Annotated in this window: 7 protein-coding genes; 4 read left to right on the top strand and 3 right to left on the bottom strand. The window is 59.3% G+C overall.

Annotated features, from left to right (window positions below):
• Positions 1 to 404: 404 nt before the first annotated feature.
• Together DKW72_RS02915 and DKW72_RS02910 are read left to right on the top strand one after the other, a co-directional pair.
• Complete coding sequence (locus DKW72_RS02915; RefSeq protein WP_111640794.1) at positions 405 to 3,947, top strand: UvrD-helicase domain-containing protein; 3,543 nt, start codon at positions 405 to 407, stop codon at positions 3,945 to 3,947.
• A 329-nt stretch (positions 3,948 to 4,276) separates the two neighbouring features.
• Positions 4,277 to 4,816 carry a YaeQ family protein gene (locus tag DKW72_RS02910; RefSeq protein ID WP_111640793.1) on the top strand — a complete coding sequence of 180 codons (540 nt, stop codon included), beginning with the start codon at positions 4,277 to 4,279 and terminating at the stop codon, positions 4,814 to 4,816.
• A gap of 209 nt (positions 4,817 to 5,025) precedes the next feature.
• On the opposite strand, the gene DKW72_RS02905 is transcribed toward DKW72_RS02910, so the two are convergent.
• Complete coding sequence (locus DKW72_RS02905; protein ID WP_111640792.1) at positions 5,026 to 5,514, bottom strand: REP-associated tyrosine transposase; 489 nt, start codon at positions 5,512 to 5,514, stop codon at positions 5,026 to 5,028.
• A gap of 588 nt (positions 5,515 to 6,102) precedes the next feature.
• On the opposite strand from DKW72_RS02905, the gene DKW72_RS02900 reads away from it, so the two are divergent.
• Entirely contained in the window at positions 6,103 to 6,489 is a 387-nt protein-coding gene (locus DKW72_RS02900; protein WP_111640791.1) for a DUF3859 domain-containing protein, read from the top strand.
• 358 nt (positions 6,490 to 6,847) lie between these two features.
• Here DKW72_RS02900 and DKW72_RS02895 read toward each other — a convergent pair whose 3' ends face one another.
• Together DKW72_RS02895 and DKW72_RS02890 are read right to left on the bottom strand one after the other, a co-directional pair.
• Entirely contained in the window at positions 6,848 to 8,254 is a 1,407-nt protein-coding gene (locus DKW72_RS02895; RefSeq protein ID WP_111640790.1) for an MBL fold metallo-hydrolase RNA specificity domain-containing protein, read from the bottom strand.
• A gap of 7 nt (positions 8,255 to 8,261) precedes the next feature.
• Positions 8,262 to 8,774: a hypothetical protein gene (locus DKW72_RS02890; RefSeq protein ID WP_111640789.1), complete on the bottom strand. Its 513-nt coding sequence runs from the start codon at positions 8,772 to 8,774 to the stop codon at positions 8,262 to 8,264.
• An 801-nt stretch (positions 8,775 to 9,575) separates the two neighbouring features.
• Here DKW72_RS02890 and DKW72_RS02885 point away from each other — a divergent pair.
• Positions 9,576 to 14,438, top strand: coding sequence for a PKD domain-containing protein (locus DKW72_RS02885; RefSeq protein WP_111640788.1), 4,863 nt, complete (start codon positions 9,576 to 9,578; stop codon positions 14,436 to 14,438).
• Positions 14,439 to 14,778: the final 340 nt, after the last annotated feature.

The raw sequence follows: 14,778 nt of genomic DNA, 5'->3' as shown, positions 1-14,778 counted from the left end.
CATCCAGGCCGGACAGACTCATACGGATAGCCGCCCATTCCCCGCAAGATAGCGAAGGTGACCTTGCCGGTCTGGAATCAAAAATCAACCACCACCTCACTGCGTGCGGGTGTGAAGCCGCTACAGTAGCAGCAATTATTGGACTGGCGGCGTCTGTAGCCTGGCTCATGATTCGGCCCCAAGGCTTATGGCCGCTGGGCTTTAGGGATATCATGCTCCTGATCTCGGCGTTCGTTATTCCGGCAACTGCCACCAAAGGTCTTAGCAACCTGTGGCACCAGAGACAGGCAAAGCGGGCGCTTATTCAGCTCAAGTCACACTACAGGGAAACGAAAGTGACTAGTTGAGGACCTTTCTGCTATGATTCAAGCCATAGTCAACCAGCAAGGCCGCTCCTCTCAGTCATGACCATCGCCCCCGAAGAAGCGCTCCACGACCTCCCCCACGGACAGTTCCCGGCCGACAATCCGCCCGATGCAGCGGCGCGGCAGCGGGCGCTTGATCCGGCGAGGTCGTTTGCGGTGGCGGCGCCGGCGGGTTCGGGCAAAACCGGGCTGCTGACCCAGCGGGTGCTGACGCTGTTGGCCGGCTGCGAGCAGCCGGAGGAGGTGCTGGCGATCACCTTTACCCGCAAGGCAGCGGGTGAGATGCAGGAGCGCATCATGGAGGCCCTGCGCGAGGCCAGCGAAACACCGGAGCCGAGTGATCCGCACAAGCGGCGCACCTGGCGGCTCGCGAGCGCTGTGCTCAAGCGTGATGCCGAATGTCACTGGCAACTGTTGATGAGCCCGCAGCGATTGCGCATTCAGACCATCGACAGTCTGTGCCGCGCCATCACCAAACAACTGCCGCTGGAAAGCCAGCTCGGCGCCCAGCCGGATACCCTCGACAACCCGTCCCTGGCTTACCGCCAGGCGGTACACAACCTGTTTGCCCTGCTCGAAAGCGACGGTCAGATCAGCCGCGACCTGCAACACCTGCTGCGCCACCTCGACACCAATATGTCCGCCGCCGAAAAACTGCTGGTCAGCTTGCTCGCCAAACGTGATCAGTGGTTGGGCGTCATGTTGGAGGCCGGTCAACAGCACGCGCGCGAGTACCTGGAAGCGGTGCTAGAACAGGTGATTCACGAGCATCTGGACACCCTGGCCGAGAGCATCGGCCACCACGCCAGCGATCTGTGCCTGCTCGCCGATAAGGCCGCCGCCAATGTCCTGGAAGAAAATCCCGAGAGCGATATCCGCGGCCTTCACGGCATCACCGACTTACCCGAGCCAGGCCCCGACGGATTGCCGCTCTGGTGCGCACTGGCAAATCTGATGCTCACCGCCGGTGGCGACTGGCGCAAGCGGCTCACCAAGAACGAAGGTTTCCCCGCCGGCAAGGCCCATGCGCCGCTCAAGGAGGCTTACGCCCATCTGGTCGCGATACTACAGGAAGACGGCCCCGAAGATTTGACGCAACAGCTGCACGCCGTGCGCCAACTGCCTCCACCGACCTACACCGACGATCAGTGGCAACTGCTCGATTGTCTAACCCGCATCCTGCCGCACTTGGCCGCGCAACTGACGCTGGTGTTCAAACAACTGGGCGCGACTGACTACAGCGCCATCGCCCAGGCCGCCACCGCCGCCCTGGGCGATGAAGACAACCCCAGTGACATTGCGCTTAAACTGGATTACCGCATTCAACACATTCTCGTGGACGAATTTCAGGACACCGCCGCGCCGCAGTTGCGACTGCTGGAATTGCTCACCGCTGGCTGGCAACCGGGCGATGGTCGCACCCTGTTTATTGTCGGCGACGGAATGCAATCCTGTTACGGTTTTCGCGATGCCAACGTCGGCCTGTTTCTAGATGCGCGCCAGCACGGTATTGGCGAAGTGGCGCTCGAAGCGCTCGACCTGACCGTGAACTTCCGCTCCCAGGCCAATGTGGTGCGTTGGGTCAACGACGTTTTTCACGGGGCGTTTCCCTCGCGCGATGATATCGGTCGCGGCGCAGTGCGCTACTCGCCCTCGGTGGCCTTCAACCAACCGCTCGACGACGATGCGGTGCGCTGTTACGCCTGCCTGCATCAAAGTGAAGACGCCGAAGAGGACGCCGCGCACCCGGATGCCAGCCCCGACAGAACTCTGGCGCAACTGCGCGAAGCGGAAAGCGTCGCGCAGTTGGCAGAACAAGCTTTAGAAGAAGACCCAAACGGCAGTGTCGCCATTCTGGTGCGCGGGCGCAATCACCTCGCCCACGTCCTGCCCGCCCTCGCCCGGCGCCAACTGTTCTGGCAGGCCACCGACATCGACCCGCTCAGCAGCCGCATGGCCATCGTCGATGCCATGTCCCTGACTCGCGCCCTGCTCAACCCGGACGACCGCATCGCCTGGCTGTCCATTTTACGGGCGCCCTGGTGCGGCCTGGACCTTCACGATTTACACACGCTGGTGACCTTCGACCTGGGGGACGTCAGCCCGCGCTGTCAACGGGGCTGGCCCGTGATTTGGCAACAGCTACAGCACTGGCAAGCCATCGAGGGGTTGAGCGACGCCGGGCAAGCCTGTCTGCAGCGGTTGATGGCCGTGCTCACCCAGGCCTGGGGTGAACGTGCGCGCAAACCCTTGCGGCAATGGCTCGAGGGCGTCTGGCTGGCCCTGGGCGGCCCGGCATTGCTCACCGACGCCAGTGACCGCGCCAATATGCCCAGTTATTTCAATCTGCTTGAGCGCCACCAACTGGGCGGCGGCCTGCGCGATTGGGACAACTTTCAACGCGCAGTGGAGAGCCTGTTTGCAGCCCCGCGCTCCGACGCGGACCCGCGCTTGCAAGTAATGACCCTGCACAAATCCAAAGGCCTGGAATTTGATACCGTCATCATTCCCGGTCTGGATCGCGTCGGCATGAGTGACGACAGCGAACTTCTGCTCTGGCAACAGCGCGTCAGCGCCGGCGGCGAACGGCAACTGTTGTTGGGGCCGCTCGCGCCCACCGGCCAGGACAAGGACGCGCTCTACGGCTTTATGCGTAACGAAGCCAAGCTGCGCAATGCCTACGAAGCCACACGGCTTTTGTATGTGGGCTGTACCCGCGCCGTCAAACGCCTGCACCTGATCGGATGCCTGGGCGTGGACGCCAAAAAAGGCACGATCAAAGCGCCGGTACCGGCATCGCTGATGCGCACCATCTGGGATCAGATTGAAGACCGGATACTCCCACCACCCGCCGAAAATCCGACGCCCGTCATCGAGTCCGTAGACGACGATCAACGTCCGGGCTTGCAGCACCTGCTGCGCCTACCGCCCCACTGGCGTGCACCCTCACCGGAAAGCGTTGACACCCTCGCCGACTATCGCGGCAAAGAGCACGACGACGATGAAGAGAATATTCCCGAGCCGGAACCCCGAGCCAACCGCCTGGCGCGTCATACCGGCACGGTGTTGCACGGGCAACTGCAGCTGTTTACCGAAAAGGGAATCACAGAATGGCAACCGGACTGGGCTGAAAAGCAGCGCGATTTTTGGGCGCTTCAGTTGCGCCAGCACGGCTGGGAAGGAGAAGAACTGAACAAAGGGCTGGACAAAATCGCGGCCGGCCTGGAACTCACCCTCGCCGATGAACAGGGCCGCTGGCTACTGGATGGCAACCACCAGGACAGTCAGTGCGAGCTGGTGATTCACCACAGAATAGGCAAGGACGTGCGCGAGTCGATCATCGACCGGACCTTCATCGCCGATGGCGTTCGCTGGATTATTGATTACAAAAGCAGCCGCCCGGAAGAAGGCCAAGACCGCGCACAATTCCTCGCCCAGGAAATCGCCGAGTATCAGCCCCAGCTATCACGCTACGCCAAAGTGTTTCAGGCGCTGGAAGCCCTACCGATCAAAACCGCCCTGTATTTCCCGTTGCTGGAGGGGGATGAGCGGTTGGTGGAAGTGGCGGTCGCTGATTTGTAAGCGAGGCCCTTTGAAGGGGATTGGGTGCCTCACTGTCGGATTACGCCCTACGGGCTAATCCGACCTACACGATACAGCGCACCATTGCTCAAGTAGGTCGGATTAGGCGCAGCCGTAATCCGACAAAACCACACCAAACCCAACCCAACGCACCAATGCCCAAGTAGGTCGGATTAGGCGCAGCCGTAATCCGACAATACCGCACCAAACCCAATCCAACGAGCCAATGTTCATGTAGGTCGGATTAGCGAAGCGTAATCCGACACCTGAGGCACAAAACCCGCTAAAATCCCCCAACGACTTTTCATACCCAACCCCAAAGGACCCCCATGGCCCTGAAATCAACCATCCTCAAAGCCCGGCTCGATATCGCCGATATGGATCGCGGCTACTACCAGACCCATGACCTCACCCTGGCGCAACATCCCTCGGAGAACGACCGGCGGGTAATGGTCCGTCTATTGGCGTTTGCGCTTAACGCCTCGGAAGATCTCGCATTTACCAGCGGTTTGAGCGGAGACGATGAGGAGCCGGAGCTGGCAGACAAGGACCTGACCGGCGCCATTCGCCTATGGGTGGCGTTTGGGACGCCGGACGAAAAGTGGCTGCGTAAGGCCAGTCGACGGGCGGGACAGGTGAAGCTGTATACCTATGGCCAGAACTCAGTGCCGGTGTGGTGGCAACAGAATCGCGAATTATTGTCGCGCCTGAAGAACCTGGAAGTGTGGCAGTTACCGGAAGAACCGCTCGATGCCCTGGCGTTGTTGGTAAGCCGAAATATGCAGTTGCAGTTCAGTGTGAGTGATGGCGAGGTCTGGGTGTCCGGTGACGAGCACAGTGCCCCGATCGGCTTGGAGCAGTTGCAATAGAGGTATTGGTTGGATGGGTGCCGCTTTGTCGGATTACACGGCCTCTTGAAGGCTGGGTACCGTTTTTGTCGGATTACGCTTCGCTAATCCGACCTACTGGATGCAGCGTGCCATTGTTCATGTAGGTCGGATTAGCCCGAAGGGCGTAATCCGACACCTGAGGCACCAAACCCAAAATTTGCGTACCACATATCGAACTGCCCCACCGATCACTCCCTCCCAACCCCAACCAAATCCGGCACCCGACCACCCCAATCCACCGGATACACCCCCTCCCCCACCCACCGATGAAAACTGGAAAATGGCCAATCGGCCACCGCCTTCACCATTCCATGCTTCACCGGATTGAAATGCACATAATCCACATGTCGACGATAGTCGAGGTCATCGCGCAGGAAATGCTCCCAATACCTTTTCTGCCACAAGGCCTGGCCGTAAGCCTTTACAACATGCGACTTGATCAACCGCCAGCGTGTCGCGAAATTCGAATCACCTTCCGGCAAGGTCCAGATCGTATGCAGATGGTCCGGCAGCAACACCATCGCATCGATGTGAAATGGGCGATCCACTCGTACCGATGCGAGAGCCTCGCGCAGCAGGGTGCGAACCGGTTCAGTTGTCAGCACCGGTTGACGATCTCGGGTAACCAGAGTGAAGAAATAGGATGCACCGGGGTGGCGATAGCGCCGGTATTCCATAAACCCTCCGTGGTTTGGATAAACAACAAGTGCGGTATTCGTTGAGGCGAGTGCATCAATGGCAGTATTTGTTGAGCCGGTGCCTCAATGTCAGTATTCGTCGAGCCGGTACCTCAATGGCAGTATTCGCCGAACAGGGGTGCCTCAGGTGTCGGATTACGCTACGCTAATCCGACCTACTGGATGCATCGAACCCCTGTTCATGTAGGTCGGATTAGCGCAGCGTAATCCGACAAAGCGGCACCCAACCCAGTCCAGCGCGCCAACGCCCAAGTAGGTCGGATTAGCCCGAAGGGCGTAATCCGACAAAGCGGCACCCAACCCAGTCCAACGTGCCAACGCCCAAGTAGGTCGGATTAGTCCGAAGGGCGTAATCCGACAAAACGGCACCCAACCCAGTCCAGCGCGCCAACGCCCAAGTAGGTCGGATTAGCCCGAAGGGCGTAATCCGACAAAAACGCGACAAATCCAGCCTGAAAGCACCTAGCCAAAAAATAATACCCCCAACAATCCAACCGGTCAACGTGCCCAAATCCGCCACATCTGCTAAAATTCGGGCATCAATGCACACAATCCACAGGCAAACGAATGGCGAAAAAGAAACCCGAAGTCAGAATCAAAAGCTGGGGCATCTACACCCAGTGGGACCCAAGCTCAAAGGCTCTGCCGGAGATCGTTAAGGTCACCCGGGAAGTGCCCTGCGAGCTGGACATCGAATTCGGATATGTCGCCAACATCAAGAAGGCCAAAAACAAAAAAGTTCGCTACTGCATCTACCACCCGGATATTCCCGATGAAGAGGGCACGCCCCGGCCACCCTTTTGCGGCGAGGAATACATTCGTCAAAACGATTGGGATTTTTTTATTGGCGACACCATTTGGGCGCCGGTAGAAAACAAGCAGGGACCGTGGCGGATTACGTTGGAGATTGACGATCAGTTGGTGGCAGACGAAACGTTTATGGTACGGTTGTGAAATGGCACGCTGGATTGGATGGGGTACCGTTTTGTCGGATTACGGCTTCGCCTAATCCGACCTACACGAGCAATGGCACGATGTTTCCAGTAGGTCGGATTAGCCCGCAGGGCGTAATCCGACAAAACGCACCCACCCCAACCAACCGCACGATACACCCAGTAGGTCGGATTAGCCCGAAGGGCGTAATCCGACAAAACGCACCCACCCCAACCAACCGCACGATACACCCAGTAGGTCGGATTAGCCCGAAGGGCGTAATCCGACAAAACGCACCCACCCCAACCAAGCGCACGATACACCCAGTAGGTCGGATTAGCCCGAAGGGCGTAATCCGACACCTGAGGCACAAAGCCATCTACCCATTCCCTGGCAACACCACCTCAACCGATTTTCCCTGCTCCGCTGCCATTGCCTCAACAGCGGCTTTAAAACCTGCGCGAGCCCGGCGGTCGCCGTGTACGACGCGCACCTGCTTGGGCCAATGGCGCATGCGCCGGATAAAATTCAACAAATCCTGACGCCCGGCGTGGGCTGAATACCCGCCAATAGTCGTCACACCCGCACGAATGGTATAGCGCTGGCCATCCAGCTCAACCCAACCGCCGCGGGGACCATAGGTCTGAATCGCGCGGCCGGGTGTTCCCTGGGCCTGGTAGCCGACAAACAGCACATGGTGATGCTCATCTTCCAGCATCGCCTTCAGGTAGTTCACCACGCGACCGCCCGCCGCCATGCCGCTCGCGGCAATCACCACCGCCGGGCGCTGGGTACGCGCCAGGTACTCCACCGCACGCTCATGCTCTTCATGACTGTCCACGGTATAAAGGTTTTCAAAACTCAAGGGGTGCCGCCCCGCGCGCACCCGGCGCTGAGCTTCCGCATCCCAAAAGGGCTTAAGGTCCCGATACACTTGCGTGAAGCGTGACGCCAGCGGCGAATCGACGACGACTTCCAGATCCTGCCAGCGCGAACCACCCGAATGGATCAGCCCTTCCAGTTCATACAACAGTTCTTGCGTGCGCCCAATACTGAACGCCGGGATTACCACCGTACCCCCGTTGGCCAATGCGGACTCGATGGCGGCTTTTAACCGCAAGCGCCGATCGCGCCGACTCTCGTGATCACGATCGCCGTAGGTGCTTTCGATCACCAGGGTATCGGCTTGATAAGGCGCCACCGGTGCGGGCAACAGCGGCGCATAAGGCGCACCCAGGTCACCGGAAAACACGGCACGGTGAGTGGCCTTATCCGCCTTACGCAACAGATCGACTTCGACATAGGCCGAGCCCAGAATATGCCCCGCCCGCTTCAACTTGATCCGCACCCGCCAATCGGCATCATCAACCAGCGTGTACCACTGTTTATAGGGTACCGGCACCAACAGATCATGAACGCGATCCTGAAACTGTTCGATCAACCGGCGATCGCGGGTAAAGCCGATCTTCAGCGCATCTTCGATCACCAAAGGTAACAGGCGCGCGCTCGGCTCAGAACAGATAATCGGGCCATTAAAACCAGCCGCCATCAAATACGGCAAGCGCCCGATGTGGTCGATATGCACATGCGTAACCACCAATGCGAGGACATCCTCAAGCGGAAAACTCACTTGATGTTGAGCCAGTTCATCCGTGCCCGCATCCTCGCCCTGGAACAGACCGCAGTCGATCAACAGGGATGAGTCCGGCTGCCAGGTCAGACGGTGGCAACTACCGGTGACGCCGTCAGCGCCGCCGTGGTGGGTGAAGGTGGGCGAAAAGTCCATTGTGCTGTTACGGCCATTCGCCTAACAACAAGGGCTCCAACTTACCCGACCACGACGGCATATCGGTGTTGGCAGACACGCGGCTCGGTCGGGCGGCTTTGCTGTCATCTTTAATGACGCGCGCGCCCCATACCAGTTGATACAACCCGGTCAGAATTTCGGACGCCGCTCCGGCGCGCGAGAAGTGGATAAGGTCGTACGGATTTTCAACCACAAACGTCAGCGCGGCGCGTACAAACTTCGCGCGATCTTGCTTCGATGGTTTATCAGACGACAACAGCTTCAACACAGGCTCGAGGTGCGGACCGCACACACCAACACTCGGCGGTTGCCCTACCCGGCTGCGCTGCCAGCGTCCACGCGCCAGTGCGAGGTTGAATTCAAATTGGTGATAAAGGCCGCCGAGTTCTTCGGCCGACGCAATAAAGCAGGGAATGGCCTTGCCGGGTTTTCCGGTAAGAATCGCGCGGCAACCGGCGCGGAAAATGGAGGGAGATTCTTCGAGCTTTAACGCTTCCATCGCAACAGTCCTCTTGCATCCATGTTGGCCTCATGCCAACGGTTTGTTTTAAGGGCGCAATGGTATCACCGCGGCGCTGGAGCGCCAATATTCCGGTCGACCATAACCGGCTGAAAAAAGTGACAGAGGTCACAGTTTTGGAGTGCTTCGGAAGGATTGATAGCCCACTTCAGCTGGTTGCGTGCCTCATGTGTCGGATTACGCTGCGCTAATCCGACCTACTCGAACAACGGCATGCTGAATCGAGGGGGGTGCCGCTTTGTCGGATTACGGCTGCGCCTAATCCGACCTACTTGAGCAATGGCACGCTGTATCGAGGGGGTGCCGCTTTGTCGGATTACGGCTGCGCCTAATCCGACCTACTTGAGCAATGGCACGCTGCATCGGAGGGGGGTGCCGCTTTGTCGGATTACGGCTGCGTCTAATCCGACCTACTTGAGCAATGGCACGCTGTATCGGAGGGGGGTGCCGCTTTGCCGGATTACGGCTGCGCCTAATCCGACCTACTCGAACAACGGCATGCTGAATCGAGGGGGTGCCGCTTTGTCGGATTACGGCTGCGCCTAATCCGACCTACTCGACCAATGGCACGTTGTATCGCGTAGGTCGGATTAGCCCACAGGGCGTAATCCGACACCTGAGGCACCCAACCATACCGACTAGCACGACCAAAACCGTCTTGTTTCTGTCTAATCTATATGATAATTTCGATGCCTAGGGACGCATGCCACCTCTCGCTGTCAGGACGCATAGCCCGCCATTAAGAACAATCACACTAATTTTTTGGCGTAACGACCGATGATGATCTCAACCTCTGCCCGTTGGCTTGGCCTCGCCGGCCTGATCCTGTGTGTCTCACTGTTAACCGCCTGCGGTGGCGGAGGCGACGATACCCCGCCCAACACGCCCCCACCGACCACAGCGCCAACCAACGGCAATAGCGAAGACAATGACACCGATCCCGGCGACACCGACCCGGAAACCACGCCCCCGGAAGAAGAGCCTGAGCCCGAACCGGAACCTGAGCCGGAGCCGGAACCCGAAGACGTCGACCCCTCGCGTCAGGTCATCACCACGCTCAACCTCAACCCGGCGGACCTGACCCAGACCCTGGCGGACCCGCATCGGCGCTGGTTGTTTGTACTCTCGGCACACCACAAGCAGCTCGACATCATCGACATGATGACCGGTGATGACATCGCCCAACTCAGCTTCGAGGACACCCCGGAGCGGATGGCCATCAGCCCCAACGGCGAGCATTTTTACGTTGCCCATATCACCGATGACCACAGTTCCTACCGCTGGGAGGAAGACCAGCAAGGCTACATCACGCCAATTGACCTCAGCACCCTGGAAGCAGGCGACCCCCGCGAAGTCGATCTGGACCCTTTCGATATGGTCGCGCTCGACGATGGCAGCTATGTGGTCACCTCCGGCTCCGGCCAGTGGACCCGCATCAAACACTACAACCGCAATGGCACCACGCGTACCGAAGGCAGTGTCTACCAACGCTCCAGTCTGAGCCTGCACCCGAGTCAGCAAGCGGTCTACGTCGCCACCAACGGACTGTCGCCCTCCAAGTTCTATCGCACCAACCTCGGTGGCAGCCATTTGTCTGAGAACCGCAGCTCGCCCCACGGCGGCCCCTCGCGCGTCCAAGGCCGAGCCTGGCCGTCCACCAACGGCAGCTTTGCGCTCACCCGCGGCGGCGACGTCTTTAATGACAGCGACTTGCAGGTCAATCACAGCCTCACGGATTCCAACCAGCGTATCGAGCATGTGTTTAATGATGACTACCAGCGGGTCATGATTACCGTTACCTCGGACAATAAAATTATTGCCCTCAACGGCACTACCCTGCACCCCATCAGCACCATCGAGTTGATGGGCGACATCGAAAGCGCCTACCTGGCCGGACCCTACGCCTTTTATCTGACCAACATCGGCGAAGACCTGACCCTGATTCGCGAAGGTCACCCCTGCCCGGACTGCCGCAACAACACCGCCCCGCGCGCCAACTTCAGCATCAGTCCGGACGCACCCGATACCGGGACCACGGTAGTCCTCGATGCCAGCACCAGTACCGATGACGAAACCCCTGAGCAGCTACAATACCGCTGGGATCTCAACGGCGACGGTCAGTGGGACACGGCCTTCAGCAGCGACCCCCAACACCAGCACCGCTACGACATTCCCGGCCAATACCTGGTACGCGTTCAAGTGCGCGACCCGCAGGGACTGCGCCACGCCCACCCCCGCATCATTGACGTCGCCCAGGGCAGTGACAGCGGCACGCCTATCGACGACGCCGATGCAAGCCTGCTCGCCAGCATCGACCACACCCTGGCCGACCCCGACCGCGGCCTGCTCTACCAGGTCGACGAGAGCAACCAGCGCCTGTACTTCGTCAGCACCGAGAGCGGGCAGCCCGTCCACTATTTCAGCTTCAACCGCTACCCCGGGCGCATGGCGCTCAATCCCGAGGGCAACAAACTCTATCTGGCACTCAACCGGGAACCGCAAACGTCGTATCAATACGACAACCACCCCGGACACGTGGCCGTGTTCGACCTGGAGCAACGGGTGTACAACCAGACCATCAACACCGAGGTCAGCCCGTACGATCTGGTCGTTACCCGCAACAACAAGCTGATCGTATCCACCAGCCTCAGCTACGACGGGCAACTCATTGCCTACAACGCCACCAGCGGCGTTCGCCTGGGCGCGGTCAACGCGCAGGGCCGCAGCCGATTTGCGCTGCACCCGACGCTCGATCGCGTCTACGCCATACCCCGTAATGGTCACGACCGCATCAACATCTACAACGTGGGCGGTACCGGCATTACCCTGCAAAGCTCGAACCGCATCACAGACCTCGATATCAGCATCGGTGACCGACTCTGGTTTACCGCCGACGGCCGTCACCTGATCACCGAAGGCGGGCATTTTATCGACAGCAACACCCTCAGCCAGGCCGGGTTCGTGGGCCACAACTGGCACTACCTGGACGCGGTCATGATCGACTCCGAGCAAGGTGTATTCACCATCGTGCTCGACAATACCGCCATTACCTACAATGAAATCTCTCTGCAGGAAATCGCCCGCACAGAATTCACCGGCCTGATGAGTGGCTACTACCACAACGGCGCGCTCTACTATTACATCGACACCACCGAAGGGCCGACTCTGGTTCAGGGCAGCCACCCCTGCCCCACCTGCGCCAGTAATACCGCGCCTCAGGCGAGTTTTACCTACACACCCGCACCCGGAACCACCGCTGACACGCTCCACTTTGATGCCAGCGCGAGCACCGATGCCGAGGACGGCGATAGCCTGCTGTACCGCTGGGCCATCGACGGCCAGTGGTACACCGGATTCACCGACAACACCCTGTTCACCCATCGCTTCACCGTCGCCGGCAATTACCAGGTCAGCGTCCAGGTCAAAGACAGCGGTGGCCTGATCGGCGTTGACCAGAAAACCCTCACCCTCACGACCGGCACGGTCGATGCCACACCCGTCCTCGATGGAACCGAAGGCGTTCTCGATTTTGAATTCGCCGCGTTCACCGCCGATCTCGACAACGGCATACTCTACGCCGCCGACCGCAATCGCCAGCGGGTGTACGCCATCGATCTGCCCACGCGCACGGCCAGCCACTACTACGAGTTCACCGTGGCGCCCATAAGGCTTGCCCGCTCGGCCGATGGCGCAACGCTGTATGCACTGCTCAGTGACCAAGCGGCCGGCGGCTACAACGACGACGCCCGCTACTACATCGCGGTCATCGATCTGCTGACACAAGCCCACGTCGATACGGTGAGCATCGACTTTCCGGTCTTCAGCATTGAGGCGACCCACGATGGCCGCCTGGCAATGACCCAACAGATGCAATACCAGAGCAAGCTCGTGGTACTCGACCTGGCCACCGGCGATCGACAAACCGCCGACACAGTCCTGGGCCTTGGACACGTGCGCCGGCATCCGAGTGACGACACCCTGTATGTCAGCCACAACAGCAGTTACATCACCAGCCTCGAGCGCTTTCGACTCGAGAGCAACGGCTTGACCCGCCTCAACGCCGCGACGCCTTACGTCTCCACCGACGGCGTCAGCTGGTTCGCCGGCGCAGGTGACCGCCTCATTACCCGCTCGGGAAACATCTTCGACAGCGAACAGCTGACACTGGTGCGGCACTTACAGGAGACCCCGAACCCGCAGCGGATTGAGCACCTGAGCATCGACCCGGCACAAGGAGTTTTCTTTGCCACTTACCATGACTGGCGCATAGCGATTTACAACAGTGAAACCCTGGAGCTGATTGAAAGCGAAGCCTACCCCGCAGCCATCCGTGCGGCACTGCCCTATCAGGACCAGGTCTACTACATCCTGCCGAGTGACGGCTATACCGACATCCTCGCACTGCCTCACCCGTGCGCCGACTGCGGCAGCAACACACCGCCCCAGGCATCACTCAGCGTTGACGCCGGCCCCGGCACCACCGCCGAGGCTGTACACTTCGACGCTTCGGGCAGCACCGACGCCGAAGACGGCAGCGATCTCCAGTACCGCTGGGACATCGGCAACAACGGCGAATGGCTCGGTGCCTACACCACCAACGCTGAACTTGAGCACCGCTTCTTCTTACCCGGCACCTACGACGTCCGTTTGCGGGTCAAAGACAGTGGCGGCGCCATCGACGAGATCGTGCACACCCTGGACATTACCGAGGGAGCCTACGAGGGCGTCAGCGTTACCGATGCCACCTCCTATCAATTGGGGTTCAGCGTCGATGAAACCCTGGTCGACAGCACCCGCAACCAGCTCTTTGCCATCGACCGGCAACAACAGCGCCTGTACCGGATGAACCTGGACGACGGCCAGGTCGACCGTTACTACGACTTCCCGTATACACCGCACCGACTGGTGCTAGCCCCTGACGGCGACACCCTCTACCTGGCGCTGACCACAACCAGCGTCAACAACTACAGTTACTCGGGCTTTGAGAACGAGCACGGCTACATCGTCGCCCTCGATCTGGACAGCGGTGCCCAAGTCAAAACTCTGCTGATCGATATCAACCCCCATGACCTGGCTGTCACCGGCCCGGACACCTTCGTTGCCACCTCAGCCAATCGCGGGGTCAACGGTTTGAATACCTACGACATCAACACCGGCGCCAGGCTGAACAGCTTCCGAAACGAATGGGGCTTCCGGATTACCCTGATGCCAGACGGCAACTTTGGCTACGCCCTGAGCGACCGGTGGAATGAGCGCGCCCGCCTGACCCTCTCTGGCGGCCTGCTCTCCAGTGTCGAGCACTTCTACCACTACACGCCGGACATCCGCTTCGGCAGGCGACTCTGGGCGACGCCTGACGGCGCCTACCTGATCACCGGCGGTGGCGATGTCCTGTACAACGACCTCACCCTCGCGACTCCGTTGTTCGATCAGGACATCGAGCAGGTGGTATTTGCGCCGAACGGGGAAAGCATGGTGGTGCTGGGAAGTGATAACAAGATCTATCAGCTATCGGTGGGCAGTTGGGAAGAAACCGGAAAGGTTGAATCGGTGGTTAACCCGAAACACATCATCGACAATGGTACACCGATGGTCATCAAAGGCGGCGGAACGACGTTTACGTTGGAAGCGTTGGTGTTTTAAATCAATACAGCCGGTGGCGACATGGGTCGTTTACCGGTGTCGCCGATGGAAACATCGTGCCGCTTTGTCGGATTACGGCTTTGCCTAATCCGACCTACTCAAACATTGGCACGCTGAGCCCGACAAGAACAACGCCCGCTACGAACAATGCCACGATGCACCCACCTATTAACCGACAATTGTCAACATGGCTTTTCTATTAAGTCGTCAAAATCTATAGTCTTTAACTTTCTAATAGAATATTATCTAAGCTTGAGAACTACCTTATATTGATATAGCCTTATCGCTCTTGCAATCTGATAGCATTCATCCAGGGATGATTCGTACGACGGGTAAGCAG

This window comes from Marinimicrobium alkaliphilum, from assembly GCF_003259155.1.
Lineage (GTDB): Bacteria > Pseudomonadota > Gammaproteobacteria > Pseudomonadales > Cellvibrionaceae > Marinimicrobium_A > Marinimicrobium_A alkaliphilum.
Note: the sequence above shows the minus strand (reverse complement) of the source record. Positions and strands in the feature narration are given on the sequence as shown.